Genomic DNA, 18,176 nt, shown 5'->3' on the forward strand with positions numbered 1-18,176 from the left:
CCGCCCCGAGCGTCTCGGGGTCGGGCGCGCCGCACTGCGGCGCGGCTCGGCGCACCCGGTCAGGCCGGCGGGCGCAGGGTCGCCCGGCGCGGCAGGACGAAGACGCCCGCCGCACCGACCGCGACCGCTGCCGCCAGGAACGCGGCCGGCGGGCCCGAGGCGGCGACGAGCAGGCCGCCGACCGCCGCACCGGCCGCGGTGCCGGCGAACAGGCCGCTGCCCAGCCAGGTGAAGGCCTCGGTGACGGTGCCCTCCCCGGCGAGCTGGCCGCACAGCGAATAGACGACGGTGAAGAGCGGGGCGATAGCCGCGGCGGCCAGGACCAGCACCAGTCCCAGGCTCCACAGGCCCGGCGCCAGCGCCAGCAGGCCGTGGCCGACGGTGCACGCCAGCACGAGCAGCAGCAGCGCGCGCTCGGGCGACCGCCACGGTCCGCGGTGCGCGGTCGCCAGACCGGCGATCAGGCTGCCGACGCAGTAGGCCGCCAGGAGCAGCCCGACCGCGCCCGGCGTGCCGGCCTCCTCGGCGCTGGCGGTGATCGCCAGCTCGGTCGCGCCGAACATCGTGCCCAGGCCGAAGGAGATGGCCAGCAGCGCCCGGATCGCCGGACGGCGCAGCGGTCCGGCGCCGGCGGTCCGCCGGACGCCCGACGCGGGCATCGCCCGGGACTCGGGGCCCGACGCGAAGACGACCGTGGCCGCGGCCAGCACGATGGCGGCGACGCCGAGACCGAGCGCGGGGTCGTGCGCGGCGATCAGGCTGACGAAGAGCAGCGGGCCGAGCATGAACGTCAGCTCCTGGACGGTCGCCTCGACCGCCAGCGCCGCGTGGCGCACGCCGGGGTCCACGACGATCCGGCCGAACATCGCGCGGACGCACGGCGCGACGGGCGGCTGGCTCGCGCCGGCGACCAGGGCGAACGGCAACAGGACCCAGCCGGGGGTGCCGTCGGGGAGGAGGGCGGCGCCGAGCATCGTCGCCGCGGCCAGCGCGACGCTCAGGACGAGGACGACGGGCTGGCCGACCCGGTCGATCGCCTTCCCGAGCACCGGGGCGCCGAACGCCATCCCCAGACCGGCGGCGCCGGAGACCGCGCCGCCCAGCGCGTAGCTGCCGCCGAGGTCCCTGGTGCGGAGCAGGAAGAGGAGCGCCAGGACGGTCTCCGGCGCCCGGGCGAGCATCGACAGCCCGAGCAGCCGCGCGACCCCCGGGCTCCGGAGCGCGAGGACCGCGGGGCTCGAGGGGGTGGCGGACGCGACGGACACGGATCGAGCGTAACTGATGCGCGTATCAGCAGACGGGCGATGGGCGGCGGCCGCGGCCGGGGTCACCTCCCCGGGTCCCCGTGGCGGCGGGGACGTCGGCGACGGCGACGGGGGCTCAGCGCAGTGCGCCGTCCAGTGCGTCCTCGAGGACCGCCCGCGCACCGTCGTCGTCGAGCAGGCCGCAGTTCAGCGCGGGACCGAGACCGTCGGAGACGGTGATCAGGAGGAGCGCCACGCGCTCGGGGTCCACGGCGGCCGGCAGGTGCGCCCCGGCCAGGCCGTCGCGCAGCAGGCCGGTCAGCGCGGCGATCCAGGCCGCCTGCCGGGACCCGACCGCGTCGCGCACGACGGGCGAGAAGCGGGCGCGCGAGGAGACCTGGTTCCAGAGCTCCCAGCCGTCCTCGCCGGGCAGCTCGCCCTCGGGGGCCTCCCCGGAGGAGGGGATCGTGGCGCGTCGCAGGAACCGCACGATCGCCGCGCGCCCGGGCTCCGCCCCGCGGGCGTCGGCCTCGACCGCCCGCAGCTCCCGCTCGTCGACGCGCACGAACGCCGCGGCGATCAGCTCGTCCCGGTCGTCGACGTGCGACGAGACGAGCGGCTGCGACACGCCGGCCTCGTCGGCGACGTCCTGCAGACGGAACCCGTGGACGCCGTGGGCGACGATCACGCGGGCGGCGGCGTCGAGGATCGTGGTGCGGCGCTCGGCGTGGCTGAGGCGCGTGCGGGGGGTCCCTGGGCTCACGAGCCGATGATCCCAGGGCCCGGCTCGACGACGACCAGCTCGTCGCCGACGGCGACGCGGCCGGCCTGCAGGACCGTCAAGTAGATCCCGGCGTCCGCCCCGTTGCGCGCCCCGATCCGCTTGAGGACGGTGGTGTCGCGGGGCAGCTCGTCGGCCTGGGCGCGGGTGGTCATCACGCAGCGTCCCGTGGTCTCGGTCGCACGCAGGAGCGCGCCGCCGACCCGCAGCGTGGTGCCGACCCAGGCGTCCTCGGCGAAGCCGGTGCTCGCCGCGCCGGTGTCGACGACGAGGTTGGGCCGCAGGCGCAGGGGGTCCAGCGCCTCGCGCTCCGCCGGCACGCCGTCCTCGTCGCTGTGCAGCGCGGCGAGCGTGGCGGTCGTGACGAGGTGGAGCGGGGCGGCGTCGTGGTGGCGGCCCCAGCGGCGCCCGGCGTCGCCGCGGTCGAAGTGCAGCGTCCGGCCGAGGTGGGCGGACAGCACGGCGTCGGCGTCCGGGGTCCCCGGACGCACCGTCCGGCCGTCGGGCAGCCGGACGTCGACCGCGGCCCCGGCCCCGGACGTCACCAGGTCGAGCATCCCGTCGAAGAGGCGCCAGCGCCCGCGGTCCGCCTTGGCCGAGGCCCAGTGGTCGTCGTCGTCCAGGAGCGCCCACTCGCGGTCGCCGTCCAGTCCCGACGGGCCGAGATCGCCGGCCGGCAGGTGCTCGCCGCGCATCGACTTCACCGGGAACCGGAGGACCGTCGTGACGGTGCCGAGGACGACGGACATGCAGCGAGGATAGACCTGACCCCCACTCCCGGCGCGCCACGATCTGCGACCATGGCCGCTTGGGGTCGCGGTCAGACGGTCGGCACGGTGAACGCCGTACCTGCCCCTGCCCGATCGGTGGACGGCGTCCGTGATCCCCGTCCTCCTCGCCCACGGGATCGCCGCGCTGCTCGCGCCATGGCTCGTCGCGCGGCTCGGTACGCGGGCCTTCCCGCTGCTGGCGATCGTCCCCGCCGGCGCCGTCGTCTGGGCGGCCACGCAGACCGCCCGGGTCACCGACGGCGGCACGACCGAGGTCGTCCACCAGTGGGTGCCCTCCCTCGGGATGGAGCTCGCGTTCCGGCTGGACCCGCTGTCGCTCCTGATGACGTTCGTGGCCGCGGGCGTCGGTGCGCTCGTCCTCGCCTACTGCGGGCGGTACTTCTCCCGCGACGAGCAGGGTCTCGGGCGCTTCGCCGCGGTGCTCGTGGCGTTCGCCGGGGCGATGCTCGGCCTGGTCCTCAGCGACGACCTGCTGGTGCTGTTCGTCTTCTGGGAGCTCACGACCGTCCTGTCGTTCCTGCTCGTCGGGCACAACAGCGACCGGCTGGGCTCCCGCCGGGCGGCGATGGACGCCCTCATCGTCACGACCTTCGGCGGGCTGGCGATGCTCGTCGGCTTCATCATCCTCGGGGAGGCCGCCGGCACCTACCGGATCTCCGAGATCGTCGCGAACCCGCCCGGTGGCACCACGGTGTCGGTCGGCGTCGCGCTCGTGCTCGTCGGCGCCCTGTCGAAGTCGGCGCTGGTCCCGTTCCACTTCTGGCTGCCCGGCGCGATGGCCGCGCCGACCCCGGTCTCGGCCTACCTGCACGCCGCGGCGATGGTCAAGGCCGGCGTCTTCCTCGTCGCCCGTCTGGCCCCCGGGTTCGCCGAGACCGCGCCGTGGAAGCCGACGATCCTCGTCCTCGGGCTGCTGACGATGCTCCTGGGCGCCTCGCGGGCGCTGCGCCAGCACGACCTCAAGCTCCTGCTGGCGTACGGCACCGTCAGCCAGCTCGGCCTGCTCACGGTGCTCGTCGGCCAGGGCTCCCGCGACGTCCTGCTCGCGGGTCTCGGGCTGCTCCTGGCGCACGCCCTCTACAAGTCGGCGCTCTTCCTGACCGTCGGGATCATCGACCACGACACCGGCACCCGCGACCTGCGCGTCCTCAGCGGCCTGGGGCGGACGCGCAAGCGGCTGGCGGTCATCGCCGGGCTCGCGGCCGCCTCGATGGCCGGGGTCCCGCTCTTCGCGGGCTTCGCGGCGAAGGAGACGGCGCTGGACGCGCTCCTGCACGGCGACGCGGTCGACCTCGTCACGCTCGTGGCGATCGTCCTGGGCGTCGCCCTCACGGCCGCCTACGCCTGGCGGTTCTGGTGGGGCGCGTTCGCGACGAAGGACGGCGTCCCGGACCGCCGCTGCGACCACGCCGACCCGCACATCGAGCTGGCCCCCGGGCTGCTCGCCGTCGGCGGTCTCGTCCTCGGGATCGGCTTCTCGGCGCTCGACGCGCTGCTCGCCCGCCACGCCGACACCGCACCCTCGACGCTCGAGAAGCCGCTGCACCTGGCGGGCTGGCACGGCGTCGGCGTGCCGCTGGGACTGTCGCTGCTGGCCCTCGCCCTCGGCGCGGTCGTCGTCCTCGTGCAGCGCCGCCTCGCCGGCCGACCGGTCCCCGCCGAGGGGACCCGGCGGATGCTCGACGCCCGCGACTCCTACGTCGTCCTCGTGCGGGCGACGGAGCGCCTGTCCGTCGCCGCGGCGCGCGCCACGCAGTCCGGCTCGCTGCCGGTCTACCTGATGACGATCCTCTTCGTCTTCGCCGCCGCGACCGCCACGACGCTGATCACCGGCGCCCCGTGGAACGTCGAGCTGCGCGTGTGGGACGAGCCCGCCCAGGGCGCGATCGGCCTCCTCATCGTCGCGGCGACGATCCTCACGCTGCGCTCCCGCCGACGCCTGAAGGCCGTCGTCCTCAGCGGCGTCGTCGGCTACGGCGTGGCGACCCTGTTCGCCCTGCAGGGCGCGCCGGACCTCGCCCTGACGCAGTTCCTCGTCGAGACGGTGACGCTCGTGGTCGTCGTGCTCGTGCTCCGGCGGCTGCCCTCGCACTTCACCGGCACGGTGTCGTCCAAGCGTCGCCGGCGCGTCCACCTGCTGACGGGCGTCACCGTCGGCACGCTGATGGCCGTCCTGACGGTCGTCGCGGCCGGCGCCCGCGAGGCCGCCCCGGTCTCCGAGCTCTTCGCCGCCGCGTCGAAGCTGGCGGGCGGCGAGAACATCGTCAACGTCACGCTCGTCGACCTGCGCGCCTGGGACACGATGGGCGAGATCGCGGTCCTGGTCGTGGCCGCCACCGGCGTCACGAGCCTGCTCTTCCTGCGCCGCCGCACCCGTGCGATGCCGCGGCTCTCGGACCCGTCCGCCGACAGCCCGGTGTGGGCGATGGCCCCGGCCGACGCGGGCGCCGGCCCCCCGCGCGCACGCCCGGGGGCGGGGTCGCGCACGGATCCGTCGGTCGCGGCCGTCGCGTCCTCGGCCGGCCTGCTCAACGTCGTGCAGCACAGCGCCGGGGGCGCCGGGACGGCCCGCCGGGCCGAGCAGTGGCTCGTGGCCGAGAACACGCTCGCGCCCGAGCGCCGCTCCATCCTGCTCGAGGTCGTCGTCCGCCTGATCTTCCACACCGTCCTCGTGCTCTCGGTCTACCTGCTGTGGGCGGGCCACGACGTGCCCGGCGGCGGGTTCGCGGGCGGCCTGGTCGCCGGCCTCGCGTTCACGATCCGGTACCTCGCCGGCGGGCGCTACGAGCTGGGCGAGGCCGCGCCGGTCGGGGCCGGGCTGGTCATCGGCCTGGGCCTCGTGATCGCCGTGGGCACCGGCCTGGGCGGCGCGATCGTCGGCGATGCCGTGCTGCAGGGCGGGTCGTGGAAGCCCGACGTCCCGCTCTTGGGGACGCTGAAGCTCTACTCGTCGACGCTGTTCGACATCGGCGTCTACCTCGTCGTCGTCGGCGTCGTCCTGGACGTGCTGCGCAGCTTCGGCTCCGAGATCGACCGTCAGGTCGACGAGGAGACCCACGGGCGCCGCCCCACCGTCCAGCCCGCCCCGACCGAGGAGTCCGCCTCGTGAGCGTCTCGCTCGTCCTGGCGATCCTCGTCGGCGTCCTCGTCGCCGGCGGCGTCGTGCTCCTGCTCGAGCGCAGCCTCACCCGCGTGCTGCTCGGGGCCGTCCTGCTCGGCAACGGGATCAACGTGATGATCCTGACGATGGGCGGCGTCGCGAAGGAGGCGCCGATCATCGGCGAGAACGCGCAGGCGGACCAGAACGACCCGCTGCCGCAGGTGATGATCCTCACCGCGATCGTCATCACCTTCGCCGTGACGGCGTTCCTCCTGGCGCTCGCGTACCGCTCGTGGCAGCTGCAGGGCCACGACGAGGTCCAGGACGACGTCGAGGACCGCCTCGTCGCCACGCGGCGCGAGGCCGAGGAGCTCGAGGACACCGGTGCGGACGCCGACCTCGAGGCCGCGCAGGACGCGCGGGCCGCGGTCGAGGAGACCGCGTCCCCCGACGACGACGCGGCCATCACGAGGGACGCATGAGCACCGCCGACCTCGTCCCGCTCCCCGTCGTCCTGCCGCTGCTCGCGGCCGGCACGAAGTTCGCCATCGGCGTCCGCTGGCCCCGCCTGCAGCGCGCGATCTCCGTCGGCACCCTGACGGCGGTCCTCGTCGTCGCGGTCCTGCTCCTGATCGCCGCCGACCGCCACGGCCCGCAGGTCGCGGCCATCGGCGGCTGGCAGCCGCCGATCGGGATCGTCCTCGTCGCCGACCGCCTGTCGGCGCTGATGCTGGCGATCTCCGCGGCGGTGACCCTCTGCGTCCTGGTCTACAGCTACGGCCAGGGCAGCGCGGACGAGGAGGAGGGCCTGCCGCTGGCGGTCTTCCACCCGACCTACCTCGTGCTGGCGGCCGGGATCAGCAACGCGTTCCTCGCCGGCGACCTCTTCAACCTCTACGTCGGCTTCGAGATCCTGCTCGTGGCCAGCTACGTGCTGATCACCCTCGGCGGCACCGCGTCGCGGATCCGCTCGGGCACGACGTACGTGATCGTCTCGCTGCTCTCGTCCCTGCTGTTCCTCGCCGCGATCGGCCTGGTCTACGGCGCCACCGGCACCCTGAACCTCGCGGACCTGGCGCTGAAGCTGCGCGAGCTGGACCCCGACATCCGGCTCGTCCTCGAGCTCTCGCTGCTCCTGGCGTTCGGGATCAAGGCGGCGGTCTTCCCGATGTCGGCGTGGCTGCCGGACTCCTACCCGACCGCGCCCGCACCGGTGACGGCCGTCTTCGCCGGCCTGCTGACGAAGGTCGGCGTCTACGCGGTGATCCGCACGGAGACGCTGCTCTTCCCCGACGACGACCGGGTCGCCGCGCTCCTGATGGTCATCGCGCTGCTGACGATGGTGGTCGGGATCCTCGGTGCCGTCGCGCAGACGGACGTCAAGCGCATGCTGTCGTTCACCCTGGTCAGCCACATCGGCTACATGATCTTCGGCGTGGCCCTGGGCTCCCAGCTGGGGCTGTCGGGCGCGATCTTCTACGCGATCCACCACATCACGATCCAGACGACCCTCTTCCTGACGGCCGGCATGATCGAGCGGGTCGCGGGCAGCACGTCGTCGGAGCGGATCGGCGGCCTGGCGAAGACGGCGCCGCTCCTGGCGATCCTCTTCTTCCTGCCGGCGATGAACCTCGCGGGCATCCCGCCGTTCTCGGGCTTCATCGGCAAGGTCGCGCTGATCGAGGGCGGCGTGCAGGACGGCTCGTGGCTGGCGTGGACGCTCGTCGCCGGCAGCGTGGTCACCAGCCTGCTGACGCTCTACGCGGTCGGCAAGGCCTGGAGCCGCGTGTTCTGGCGCTCGCCGCGGGTGTCGCTGCCCACGCGCGACGCGGCGACGGGCCCCGGCACGCTCGCCGGCGAGGCGGCTGCACCGGGCCCCGGGCCGGCGCGGGGTGGCGCGGGCGAGGACGTGTCGGGCGCCACGATCGGCGGACGCGACATCACCCGGGGCGGGCGCATGCCGCGCCTGATGACCGGGGCGACCGCCGCGCTCGTCGTCCTCGGCCTGGCGTTCACGGTCTTCGCGGGCCCCCTGACGGGCGTCACCGACCGCGCTGCCGTCGAGCTCCGCGACCGCGCCGGCTACGTCCGGGCGGTCGCCCCGGTCGCGCTCCTGCGCACGCCGGACGGCTACGTGATCGGGCCGCCCGCCACGATCCCGCCCGGCTTCTCGGACTCCGGGGCCGACGACCCGGCCCCGCGCCGGACCCCCGGGCCGCGCGCGACCCCGACCCCCGGGGCGACGCCGTGAGCCCCGTGCGCCGCATCGGCCGCCTCGGCCGCCGGCTCGTCCGCCGGCCGGCCGCGGGGTCGCGGATCCTGCAGCCCGTCGCGGTGCTCTGGCTCGTGGTGCTGTGGGTGCTGCTCTGGGGGCGCGTGACGCCCGGCCTGGTCGTCACGGGCCTGCTCGTCGGACTGCTGTCGATCGCGATGTTCCCGCTGCCGCCGCTGGCCATCGAGGGGCGGGTCCGCCCGCTGTCCGCGCTGCGCTTCGGGGCCCGGTTCGCCTACGACGTCGTCCGCGCCAGCGTCCAGGTCGCGACGCTCGCGTTCCGCCGCGACCAGGAGGCCCCGACCGCGGTCATCGGCGTGCCGCTGATCACGCACTCGGACCTCATGCTGACCGTCGTCGCCGAGGTCCTCTCGCTCGTCCCGGGCAGCCTGGTGGTCGAGATCGACCGGCACGACGCGATCGTCTACCTGCACCTCATCGGCGTCCGCGACCGCGACGACGTCGAGCTGGAGCGCCGCCGCGCGCAGGAGACCGAGGCCCGGATGATCCGGGCGTTCGGATCGCCGGCGGACCGCCACGCGCTGGCCGAGGGCGGCCGCCGCGACGTCCGGCCCCACGACCCCACGGGCGGCGGGCGCGGCGCCCCGGTCGGGATCCCGGTCCCGGCGGACGTGCCGCCCGCCCGCCCCGCCCCCGACGGAGGGACCACCCGATGACCGTCGTCCTCTGGGTCGCCGCGACCATGCTGGGCGTCGCCGCGCTGCTCGCGCTGATCCGCGTGGTCCGGGGCCCGTCCGCACTGGACCGCGTCGTGGCGATGGACGTGCTGCTGTCGTGCCTGATCGGCGCGATCGGCATCGAGGCCGCCTACGGCCGCCACGGCACCACCCTGCCGGTCCTGGCGGTGCTCGCCCTGCTCGGCTTCGTCGGGTCCGTCGCGATCGCCCGCTTCGGCGCGGACGTCGGCGACGACGACCCCGACCGGCGCGAGGAGGCACGGGTCGAGGCCCGCCTCGAGACGATCCGCGACCGCGAGGACCCGTCGTGAACGGCGTGCTCGACGTCCTCTCGGCGATCTGCCTCCTGGGAGGAGCCGCGCTGTCCCTGGCCGCCGGCATCGGCGTCCTGCGCTTCCCCGACGTCCTCTCGCGGATGCACGCGGCCTCCAAGCCCCAGGTCCTCGGCCTGCTGCTCGTCCTGATCGGCGTGGGGCTGCGCCTGCGCACGGGCTTCGACATCACGACGCTCGTCCTCGTCGCCGTCTTCCAGCTGACGACGGCGCCGGTGGCCGCCCACATGGTCGGCCGGTCGGCGTATCGCACCCGTCGCGTGCGCCGGGACCTGCTGATCGTCGACGAGCTGAGCGACCGCCTCGAGGAGGGCCGGCGCGACGTCGAGCGGTCGGGCCCGCCGGACGGGCGCTGAGCCCGGTCCGGCCGTCGGCATCGGCGTGCCCTCCGGCCGCCGGCGACCAAACGGCCGCCGGCGACCAAACGGCCGCCGACCACCCGACGGCCGCCGACCACCCGACGGCCGCTGGCCACCCGACGGCCGGATCCCGTCCGTCCCAAGGCCAGCACCGCCCCGGCAGCGGCGGGGCCGCGCCCGGCGTCAGGCCAGCAGCCGCTCGATCGCGGCGGCGGTGCCCTCGGGGTCCTGCAGCATCGGCAGATGCCCGGTGGCGAGCTCCTCGACGCGCTCCGCCTCGAGCGTCGTCGCGTACCGGTCCTGCGCCGCCCGCGGCATGTCGCGGTCCGCGGTGGTCCGCAGGTAGCCGGTCCGGGGCGGCCAGGAGACCGGGGGGACCGGGTCGCGGTAGAGCTCCTGCGACTCCGGGGCGAAGTCGTCGACGAGCCGGTCGACGACCGGGGCGGGCAGGTCGCGGGCGTAGCCCCCGCGGAGCATCCGGTCCGGCGGGCGCGTGCCGGCGACCCGGGTGATCGCGGGCACGACGAGCCGCTGCGGGAACGGCAGCGCCCCGAAGAACGAGCGCCCGGGCTCCGGGAACGAGGCGGCGATCCCCACGACGCCCCGGACGCGGTCCGGCGTGCGGGCGACGACGGCACCGGCGATCACGCCGCCGATCGAGTGCCCGACCAGGACGAAGTGGCGCCACGGCGCCCCGTCCAGCGCCGCTGCGGCGTAGGCCTCCAGGGTCCGCGGAGCGGAAGGATCGGGCCGCTCGGCCACGGCGGTCGGCCGGGTACGGGGGAGCGCCGCGCGGACGTCGTCCCAGATCCACGCGGGCAGGCCGGCGCCCCCGATCAGGAGGAGCGGCGTGGTGGGGGAGACCATGACGTCGACGCTAGGGAGGTCCGCGGACACCTGGCGTCCGCGATGGCCGCCTGTCGGCGACGGCGCCCGGCCGTCGACGTGCTGTGGCGGGGCCCGGCCTCGAGCCGGCGCCGGCGTTCCGCTCCGCCGCTACAGCGGCGCGAAGCGGCCGTTCTCCTGCAGGACCTCGCCGTCGGCGTAGAGGCGGCCGCCGGGACGCAGGTCGCAGATCAGGTCCCAGTGCAGCGCTGACTCGTTCGTCCCACCGGTCTCGGGGTAGGAGCGCCCGAGCGCGGTGTGGACGGTGCCGCCGATCTTCTCGTCGAAGAGGATCACGCCGATCGCCCGGTCGATGCCGAAGTTCGTGCCGATGCCGACCTCGCCGAGGAAGCGCGCGCCGTCGTCCGTGGCCAGCGCCCGCTCGAGGTACTCGCCACCGACGTCCGCCCGGTGCTCGACGACCTCGCCGTCGCGGAAGGTCAGCTCGACGCCCGCGACGTCGACGCCGGCGGGGGAGGAGGGCACGGTGTAGCGGATGGTGCCCGTCGCGCTGGACTCGAGGGGACCCGTGAAGACCTCGCCGGAGGGCATGTTGCGCCGCCCGTCGCTGTTGACCCAGGTGCGGCCGCCGACCCGCAGGGTCAGGTCGGTGCCCTCGGCCTCGATCCGCAGCTCCTCGACGCCCTGCAGGCGCTCGATCAGCCGCGCCTGGAAGTCCCGCAGCCCGCTCCAGGCGCGCAGCGGGTCCTTGCGGTCCAGGAACGTCGCCCGGGCGACGAAGGCCGAGAGCTCCCGCAGGGACATGCCGGCCTGGTCGGCCAGGGCGGCGGTCGGCCACAGCGTCGTGGCCCAGCGGCGCTGCAGCGTCAGCTCGCGGGCCTCGTGGCGGCCGCGGGCGGCGCGGGCGAGGCGCTCGGGGTCGATCTCGGCCAGCGCCGAGGTGTCCTCGGGCGCCTGGATCGACAGGGAGCGCTGCGCCTGCCGCGCCTCCTCCAGGGCCAGCGGCGAGAGCTCGTCGAGGTGCCGGTCCTTCGCGTGGCGGTAGAAGCCCTCGGTCTGACCGGGCAGCTCGACGCGGATGAGAGGCCACGCGTCGCGCTGCAGGATCGCCCGCTGGAGCTCGACGAGCAGCGGCGTGGCCAGGTCGGTCGAGCGGACGAGGACCTGGTCGCCGGGCTCGGGCTCCAGGCAGTAGCCGACGAGGAGGTCGGCGAACGCCTCCGCGGAGAGCTCCGAGGCGATCGTGGCGTCGTCGTCGAGCGGGGCGCCGTCGTCGGCACCGGACGATCCGCCCGGCCCGCCGGCCGCCTCGCCGCCCGGCTCGTGGGCGGCCCGGTCGCCGGTCGCGGGCGCGGCGGACGGCGCGGACGGCGTCGGGGCGTCGCCGACGGGGGCGCCGGTGGCGTCCGCGGGCGGGCCGCTCAGCACGTCGGCGTCCCCGTCACCGGTGGGCACGGCGGGCTGCTCGTCGGGCACTGCGTCGTCCTTCCGCTCCTTGGACCACGGCCGCCGGCGCGCCATCAGGGGGCCTGCATCTCGGGGAACCACTCGGCGAGGTGCTCGCGCAGGACGCTGCGGATCCACGTCCGCTCCTCGGGGCTCGCGACCCGGAAGCGACTGATCAGCGCCTTCTGGCCGGTCGTCGGCACGTCGTCGACGCTCCAGCCCATCACGAGCCGTTCGAAGAGGAACTCGACCGCCCGGTGCCAGACGTCCTCGCGGGTGCTCGACGCCTGGGCCAGGTCGCCGCCGACGGTCTCGGCGTAGACGAGCCGCGTCTTCGGGGTCATCGCGCAGCGCAGGTCGAGCGTCATCCGACCGTCGGGGCTCGTGTAGGGCACCGTCGGCAGCTCGGGGGCCTTGCGATCGGAGATCCGGGGCCCGCCGTTGGTCTTCTTGCGCTTCTTCGCCACGGTCTGCGCCCGAGTCTACGGGTAACGTCCCGGGTCCATGCCGCGTCGCTCCCCCGCCCTCCGCACCCGCACGCCGCGATGAGCAGCGGTCGCGCGGCGAAGGAGCTGGGACGCGGCGAGCGCGTCGTCCCGGGCGTGTGGCGCCTGCGGCTGCCGCTGCCCTGGCCGGGCGTCCCGCACGGCAACGCCTGGGCGGTCGCGGCCGGCGACGGCATCGTGCTCTTCGACACCGGCATGCACCAGCCTGGCTCGCTGGCCCACCTCGAGCGGGCGCTCGACATGGTCCACCTGCGGCTCGAGCTCGTCCGCAGCGTGGTCCTCACCCACGCCCACGTCGACCACTGCGGCCAGACCACGCCGATCGTCCTGCGCTCCGGCGCGGACGTCTGGTGCCACCCCGACCACGGGCACCTGACGAAGTGGCTGGCGGACCCGGACTCCTACTGGGAGCGACGGGTCGAGATCGCGCTGCAGTCCGGCGTCCCCGAGGCGGACGTCCGCGCCGCCTCGGCGCTGGTCCGCCGCGAGGACATCGGCATCGCCGGCGGTCTGCAGGTCGACCACGACCTCGTCGACGGCGTGACCATCGACACCGACCTGGGCACGTTCGAGGCCGTCGAGACGCCGGGCCACGCGCCCTCGCACGTCTGTCTCTTCAACGCCGACCGGCGGATGCTGATCTCGGGCGACCACCTGCTCGGACGGGTCTCGCTCTTCTTCGACTTCGGCTACACGCCCGACCCGATCGGCGAGTTCCTCGCGTCGCTGGACCGCGTCGAGCAGCTCGACGCCCGGCTCTGCCTGTCGGGGCACGGCCGCACGTTCACCGACGTCGAGGGCCACATCCGGGCCAACCGCGCGCTCGTCGCCGAGCGGCTGCAGGCCACGGAGGACGCGCTGTCGCGGACGGAGCCCAGGACGCCCGCGGACATCGCGCCGTCGGTCTTCGACGTCGCGCTGACGCCCGAGAACGGCTCCTGGCTGCTCGGGGAGGTCCAGTGCTTCCTGCGGCACCTCGTGGTCACGGGCCGGGTCGAGATCGCCGACCGCGACCCGGACCGCTTCCGGCTGCTCTGAGCCCGGGCCGGTCCGCGGGCCCGGACCGCGGGACCGACGGGTCGACGGCGCGCGTCCTACGATGTGCGGGATGCGCATCGACGAGATCATCGAGACGTCCCCGGACCCGACGTTCTCGTTCGAGTTCTTCCCGCCGAAGACCGACGAGGCCGAGGCGCTCCTCCACGAGGCCCTGGAGACGCTGCGCGAGCTCTCCCCGTCCTTCGTCTCCGTCACCTACGGCGCCGGCGGCAGCTCGCGCGACCGGACGATCAAGGTCGTCCGCAACCTGCGCGTCGAGCACGGCCTCGAGGCGATGGCCCACCTGACCTGCGTCGGCGCCACGAAGGACGAGATCCGGACGGTCCTCGGGCAGATGCGCGACGCCGGGATCGACAACGTGCTGGCCCTCCGGGGCGACCCGCCCGGCGGCGAGGAGAAGTTCTCCCCGACCCCCGGCGGTTTCGCGTCCTCGCCGGAGCTGACGGCCCTGGTCCAGGAGGAGTTCCCGTTCTGCGTGGGCGGCGCGGCGTACCCGGAGCCCCACCCGGACGCCCGCCACGACGACGACGACGTGCAGACGGCCAAGGACAAGGTCCGGGCCGGCGCGAAGTTCCTCGTCACCCAGATCTTCTACGACAACTCCGACTACTTCTCGTTCGTGCAGCGCCTGCGCGACGAGGGCATCGACGTCCCCGTCATCCCGGGCCTCATGCCGATCACCTCGATCGGGCAGTCCCGCGGGTTCCTGAAGAAGATCGGCGCGCGGATCCCCGAGGGCTACGCCCGCGAGCTCGACGCGCGCGAGGACGACCCCGACGCCATCAAGAGCCTCGGCATCTCCTACGCCACCCTGCAGGCGGCCGAGCTCCTGGCCCAGGGTGCCCCGGGCATCCACTTCATCACCATGAACCGCAGCCCCGCGACCCGCGCGATCCTGGCCACGCTGCGCCTGCACCGCCCCTGGGAGCGCACCCCGGAGTCCCCCGCCGCGGCGGGCGGGCAGCCCTCGCTGGCCTGACCGGGGCGGGGCGGGCGGGGCGACCGGCGGGGGTGGGGCAAACCCGTGCCACACGCCGGCACCGGATCGACCGCACCCACCCGCCACCACGCCCCGACCGGCGGGGGTGGGTCAAACCCGTGCCACACGCCGGCACCGGATCGACCGCACCCACCCGCCGTGACCGCCCAACCCGCGGCTCCGGACGGGATCCGCCATCCAAGCGCAGCACGATCGGGCCACTCGACCGTTGTTCCGCCACAGGTCCCGGCGACACAGTGGCGGGGTGCCCGACGACCATCATGCGGCGCGGCTCGCCGCGGCGATCGCCGGCCGCCAGGACGGCGTCATCTCCCTGCGGCAGCTGCGGTGGGCGGGCGTGTCCACCCGGACCCTCCGGCGGTGGGTCGAGCGCGGCCGGATCTACCGCGTCGGCTGGCGGGCGTACGCCTTCGTCCCCCGGGTGACCGACCGTGGGGTCGTGTTCGCGGCGCTCCTCGGCGCCGGCGGCGATCGTCACCTCGCCCGCGAGCCCACCCTGCTCGGGGCGGAGGAGGCCGCGGTGCGGGCGACCCTGTTGGATCCGCACATCGTCCTGAGCCACTACACGGCCCTGCGACTCCAGGGGGTGTGCGCCTCGGCCGTCACGCCGGTCGACGTGACGTTCGTGGGCGGTGTCGTGCGCCCTCGGGTCGCCGGGGTCCGCGGCCACCGGACGAGGAACCTGGAGACCGCCGACCTGCGGCACGTCCGAGGTCTCCCGGTCACCGCGGTGGCGCGTGCTCTCGTCGAGGTCGCGCCCCGGACCCCTGCCGACCGTCTGCGTCGCCTCATCCGTGAGGCTCAGGTCCTGGGGGCGTTGCCGCCGGAGGAGCTGGCGGCGGCCTGCTCGCGGCTCGCGGGGCACCCCGGAGTCGCCGTTCTGGCCGCGAGCGACCGCGATCTCGCCGTCCGCCTGACGGGCGACAGTCCACTGGCGGGGGACCTCGCGGTCTTCCTCGAACGGCAGACCGCTCTGGCCCCGTGGACGCCGCAGCATCCTGTGACGCTCGGCAGGCACGTGTATCGGCTCGACTTCGCGAGACCCGACCTCCGGATGGCGGTCGAGGCCGACGGGGCCGGGGCGCACGAGGGGACCCAGGGTCGGACGTCGGACGCCCGCCGGGACGCCGAGATGCTCGCCCACGGCTGGGTCACCGTCCGGGTCACGGCGGATCGGCTCCGCCGCGAGCCCGAACCTCTCGGGGCGACCCTGGAGACCATCGCCCTCCAGCGTGGCTGGCGACCCGGGACCCGGGAGGGTCGTCCGGCATCCGTGCCCGGGCCCCCGTCCGGCATCCGTGCCCGGGCCCCCGTCCGGCCCAGCGTGACCTCTCCCTCAGGAGCCCCTGATGGTGGCGCGCTACCGTGCATCCGGTCCGGAGCGTCGCCCGCGCGACCCTCCATCCCGACTCCCCCGGAGCCCCGCATGGTGAACTTCAGCAACCTCAGCAAGCTCGCCGACAAGGCGAAGTCGATGGCCGGCCAGCACAACTCGAAGATCGATCAGGCGATCGACAAGGGCGTCAAGGCCGCCGACAAGGCGACGAAGGGCAAGTACGGCGACACGCTGTCGTCCAACGCCGAGAAGCTCAAGGGCGCGGTCGACAAGGTCGCCGACAAGCCCGGCGGCGCGAACGCCCCGGGGACCGTCGACAGCACCGCCGTCCCGGCCCCGGCACCGGACGCCAAGTCGGGCCCCGTCCCGGACCCGGACGCCCCGAAGGGCCCGCGCTGAGCGACGCGTCACCCGCGTACGAGCTGCGCCGCTCGCGGCGCGCCCGGCGCGTGACCGTCCGCATCGACCCGGACCGGGGACTCGTCGTCACGATCCCCGCCCGGGCCACGGTCCGCGACGCCGAGCGCGCGATCCGCGAGCTCGACGGCTGGATCGCGCCGCGGCTCAGCGCGCTGCAGGACCGACGCGCCCGCGCCGCGGAGGACGCCGCGTCGGGGCTGCCGTTCCTCGGCGAGCGCCTGACGCTCGAGCCCCAGGTCGACCGCCGACGGGTCCACCGGGTCGACGACCGCCTGCTCGTCCCCGCCGACGCGGACGCCAGAGGTCCCGCGCTCGTCGCGTGGTACCGGGCCCGGGCCCGCGAGGAGTGCGTCGCGCGCCTGGACGTCAGCGTCGCGACGCTGGGCCGGCGCTACGAGCGCCTGCGCGTGACGGACACCCGGTCGCGCTGGGGCAGCTGCTCGAGCACGGGCACGATCAGCCTGTCGTGGCGGCTCCTGCTCGCTCCTGAGGCGTGCCTGGACTACGTCGTGTGGCACGAGGCCTGCCACCTGGTGCACGCGCACCACGGACCGACGTTCTGGGCCCTCCTGGCCCGCCACGTGCCCGACTGGCGCGAGCCGTCCGTTTGGTTGCGGACGCACGGCACGGACCTGCGCCTGCTGCTGCCCACGGCCTGAGGCCGCCGGAACCGCCGCGGCCCGCGGCACCTCGACGCCGAGCGCCCGACGGTCCGCGATCCTCGCGGCGGCCGGGTCCGCGGCACCAGCCGGCAGGTACCCGGCGAACATCGTTCGTCCGGAATGGCGATGCCCGAGACGCCTGCCCGTTACAAGGACCTGTGTCCACATCGCACCTCCCATCCCCCCGGGCGCTCGCCCTTTCGACCTGGCGGGTGGTCCGGCGGCACTGGATCGCCTCGTTGGCCCTCTTCTTCGCCGTGGGCGGCGGCGGGACCGTCGCGCTCGCGGCGAGCTCCTCGACGTCCCGCACGTACTACGCCTGCGCGGCGTCCGGGAGCAGATCGCTGAGCCTCACGACGAAGAAGGCCTCGTGTGCCCGAGGCGCGCGGAAGATCTCGTTCTCCGCCCGCGGCACCCGCGGCCTGCAGGGCGAGGCCGGCAGGCGCGGCGCCGACGGGGCGGGCGGTCCGGTCGGTCCGGTCGGTCCGGTCGGCCCGACCGGCTCGGTCGGGGCCACGGGCCTCACGGGCAGCGACGGCGCGACGGGCTCGACCGGCCAGGACGGCGCGCGCGGCAGGCAGGGCGAGGCGGGGCTGCGCGGGCCGCAGGGCGTTGCCGGCACCGACGGGGCGACCGGCGCCACCGGTGCCAAGGGCGACACCGGGGCGAAGGGTTCCGACGGGGCGAAGGGCGCCGACGGCGCGGCCGGCGCGAAGGGCGACACCGGCGCGAAGGGCGACACCGGGGCGACCGGCGCCACCGGCGCGACGGGCCCCTCGGGTGGCGGTCTGACGCTGACCGACAAGAACGGCGTCTCGCTCGGCAAGGTCGTCGCCGTCGGCGAACGGGCCGTCAGCGTGATCACCTCGACCGGCTACAACGTCGACGTGCCGTTCACGGGCCAGTTCTCGCCCGCGCAGATCTATTACACGGGCGCCTGCGGCTCGGCGGCCTCCGTCGGCACGGGGTACCTCAACACCGGCAACGGCGCCAACGGCGGCAACGATCCGATCTGGGGCAAGTCGGTCGCCTACTCGGGCTCGCTGGGCTCCCTCGTCGTCGCGGCCACCGTGGACGCGGCGACCGGGACGGCGCAGTCCGAGAACCTGACGTCGGCGTCGATCGACAACCCGAGCTGCCGCGCGAGCGCCGGCACGGTCAACGGCTGGAAGCTCAAGACGATCACCAACGCCGCGGCGGGCCTGCCCGCGACGATCGCGACGCCGCTGTCGATCGGCTGAGTCCGCCCCAGGTCGCGTCCCGCGGGGGCTCGGCTGGCCCGGGCCCGGGCCAGCCGAGCCCCCGCGGGACGCGACCTGGGGCG

17 protein-coding genes are annotated in these 18,176 nt (G+C 75.2%); 11 read left to right on the plus strand and 6 right to left on the minus strand.

The genetic code is table 11. The features are described from left to right. Nucleotides 1-59: 59 nt before the first annotated feature. The 3 genes from Q7T67_RS17935 to Q7T67_RS17945 form a co-directional block, all read right to left on the minus strand. Nucleotides 60-1,265, minus strand: a complete 1,206-nt coding sequence (locus Q7T67_RS17935; RefSeq protein ID WP_304792955.1) for an MFS transporter — start codon at nucleotides 1,263-1,265, stop codon at nucleotides 60-62. Between the two features lie 115 nt (nucleotides 1,266-1,380). Beyond that, nucleotides 1,381-2,007: a TetR/AcrR family transcriptional regulator gene (locus Q7T67_RS17940; RefSeq protein ID WP_304792958.1), complete on the minus strand. Its 627-nt coding sequence runs from the start codon at nucleotides 2,005-2,007 to the stop codon at nucleotides 1,381-1,383. Beyond that, nucleotides 2,004-2,774 carry an MOSC domain-containing protein gene (locus Q7T67_RS17945; protein WP_304792960.1) on the minus strand — a complete coding sequence of 257 codons (771 nt, stop codon included), beginning with the start codon at nucleotides 2,772-2,774 and terminating at the stop codon, nucleotides 2,004-2,006. Before Q7T67_RS17945 ends, Q7T67_RS17940 begins: the two co-directional genes overlap by 4 nt. A gap of 130 nt (nucleotides 2,775-2,904) precedes the next feature. Here Q7T67_RS17945 and Q7T67_RS17950 point away from each other — a divergent pair, with 130 nt between their 5' ends. The 6 genes from Q7T67_RS17950 to mnhG are packed head-to-tail and all read left to right on the plus strand — an operon-like array spanning nucleotide 2,905 to nucleotide 9,574. Beyond that, a complete protein-coding gene (locus Q7T67_RS17950) occupies nucleotides 2,905-5,925 on the plus strand; it encodes a Na+/H+ antiporter subunit A (RefSeq protein ID WP_304792964.1) in 3,021 nt (1,006 codons plus the stop codon). Then, nucleotides 5,922-6,398: a Na(+)/H(+) antiporter subunit C gene (locus tag Q7T67_RS17955; RefSeq protein WP_304792967.1), complete on the plus strand. Its 477-nt coding sequence runs from the start codon at nucleotides 5,922-5,924 to the stop codon at nucleotides 6,396-6,398. The genes Q7T67_RS17950 and Q7T67_RS17955 overlap by 4 nt, the downstream gene beginning before the upstream one ends. Continuing rightward, the gene (locus tag Q7T67_RS17960; protein WP_304792970.1) at nucleotides 6,395-8,167 is read left to right on the plus strand and encodes a Na+/H+ antiporter subunit D; all 1,773 of its coding nucleotides are present in this window, start codon (nucleotides 6,395-6,397) and stop codon (nucleotides 8,165-8,167) included. The genes Q7T67_RS17955 and Q7T67_RS17960 overlap by 4 nt, the downstream gene beginning before the upstream one ends. Next, on the plus strand, nucleotides 8,164-8,865 hold the full coding sequence (locus Q7T67_RS17965) for a Na+/H+ antiporter subunit E (protein ID WP_304792973.1): 702 nt from the start codon (nucleotides 8,164-8,166) through the stop codon (nucleotides 8,863-8,865). Before Q7T67_RS17960 ends, Q7T67_RS17965 begins: the two co-directional genes overlap by 4 nt. Then, nucleotides 8,862-9,197, plus strand: a complete 336-nt coding sequence (locus Q7T67_RS17970; protein WP_304792976.1) for a monovalent cation/H+ antiporter complex subunit F — start codon at nucleotides 8,862-8,864, stop codon at nucleotides 9,195-9,197. Before Q7T67_RS17965 ends, Q7T67_RS17970 begins: the two co-directional genes overlap by 4 nt. Continuing rightward, nucleotides 9,194-9,574, plus strand: a complete 381-nt coding sequence (gene mnhG, locus Q7T67_RS17975) for a monovalent cation/H(+) antiporter subunit G (RefSeq protein ID WP_304792979.1) — start codon at nucleotides 9,194-9,196, stop codon at nucleotides 9,572-9,574. The genes Q7T67_RS17970 and mnhG overlap by 4 nt, the downstream gene beginning before the upstream one ends. Before the next feature lie 186 nt (nucleotides 9,575-9,760). Here the strand turns inward: mnhG and Q7T67_RS17980 are convergent, their stop codons facing one another. From Q7T67_RS17980 to Q7T67_RS17990, 3 genes are all read right to left on the minus strand, one after another. Continuing rightward, a complete protein-coding gene (locus Q7T67_RS17980; protein ID WP_304792983.1) occupies nucleotides 9,761-10,444 on the minus strand; it encodes an alpha/beta fold hydrolase in 684 nt (227 codons plus the stop codon). Nucleotides 10,445-10,573: 129 nt separating this feature from the next. Then, nucleotides 10,574-11,665 (minus strand): aminopeptidase, encoded by a 1,092-nt coding sequence (locus tag Q7T67_RS17985; protein WP_370695421.1) that lies wholly within the window; start codon nucleotides 11,663-11,665, stop codon nucleotides 10,574-10,576. 278 nt (nucleotides 11,666-11,943) lie between these two features. Continuing rightward, on the minus strand, nucleotides 11,944-12,336 hold the full coding sequence (locus Q7T67_RS17990) for a hypothetical protein (protein ID WP_304792988.1): 393 nt from the start codon (nucleotides 12,334-12,336) through the stop codon (nucleotides 11,944-11,946). Nucleotides 12,337-12,414: 78 nt separating this feature from the next. On the opposite strand from Q7T67_RS17990, the gene Q7T67_RS17995 reads away from it, so the two are divergent. The 5 genes from Q7T67_RS17995 (at nucleotide 12,415) to Q7T67_RS18015 (ending at nucleotide 18,093) form a co-directional block, all read left to right on the plus strand. Beyond that, nucleotides 12,415-13,413, plus strand: a complete 999-nt coding sequence (locus Q7T67_RS17995; protein WP_304792991.1) for an MBL fold metallo-hydrolase — start codon at nucleotides 12,415-12,417, stop codon at nucleotides 13,411-13,413. A gap of 70 nt (nucleotides 13,414-13,483) precedes the next feature. Next, complete coding sequence (gene metF / locus Q7T67_RS18000; RefSeq protein WP_304792994.1) at nucleotides 13,484-14,413, plus strand: methylenetetrahydrofolate reductase [NAD(P)H]; 930 nt, start codon at nucleotides 13,484-13,486, stop codon at nucleotides 14,411-14,413. A 265-nt stretch (nucleotides 14,414-14,678) separates the two neighbouring features. Beyond that, on the plus strand, nucleotides 14,679-16,169 hold the full coding sequence (locus Q7T67_RS18005) for an Rv0909 family putative TA system antitoxin (protein ID WP_304792998.1): 1,491 nt from the start codon (nucleotides 14,679-14,681) through the stop codon (nucleotides 16,167-16,169). Nucleotides 16,170-16,219: 50 nt separating this feature from the next. Then, a complete protein-coding gene (locus Q7T67_RS18010) occupies nucleotides 16,220-16,849 on the plus strand; it encodes a M48 family metallopeptidase (RefSeq protein WP_304793001.1) in 630 nt (209 codons plus the stop codon). A gap of 242 nt (nucleotides 16,850-17,091) precedes the next feature. Beyond that, nucleotides 17,092-18,093 carry a hypothetical protein gene (locus Q7T67_RS18015; protein ID WP_304793005.1) on the plus strand — a complete coding sequence of 334 codons (1,002 nt, stop codon included), beginning with the start codon at nucleotides 17,092-17,094 and terminating at the stop codon, nucleotides 18,091-18,093. The last annotated feature ends 83 nt before the right edge of the window (nucleotides 18,094-18,176 follow it).

Source organism: Patulibacter sp. (genome assembly GCF_030655195.1).
GTDB lineage: Bacteria > Actinomycetota > Thermoleophilia > Solirubrobacterales > Solirubrobacteraceae > Patulibacter.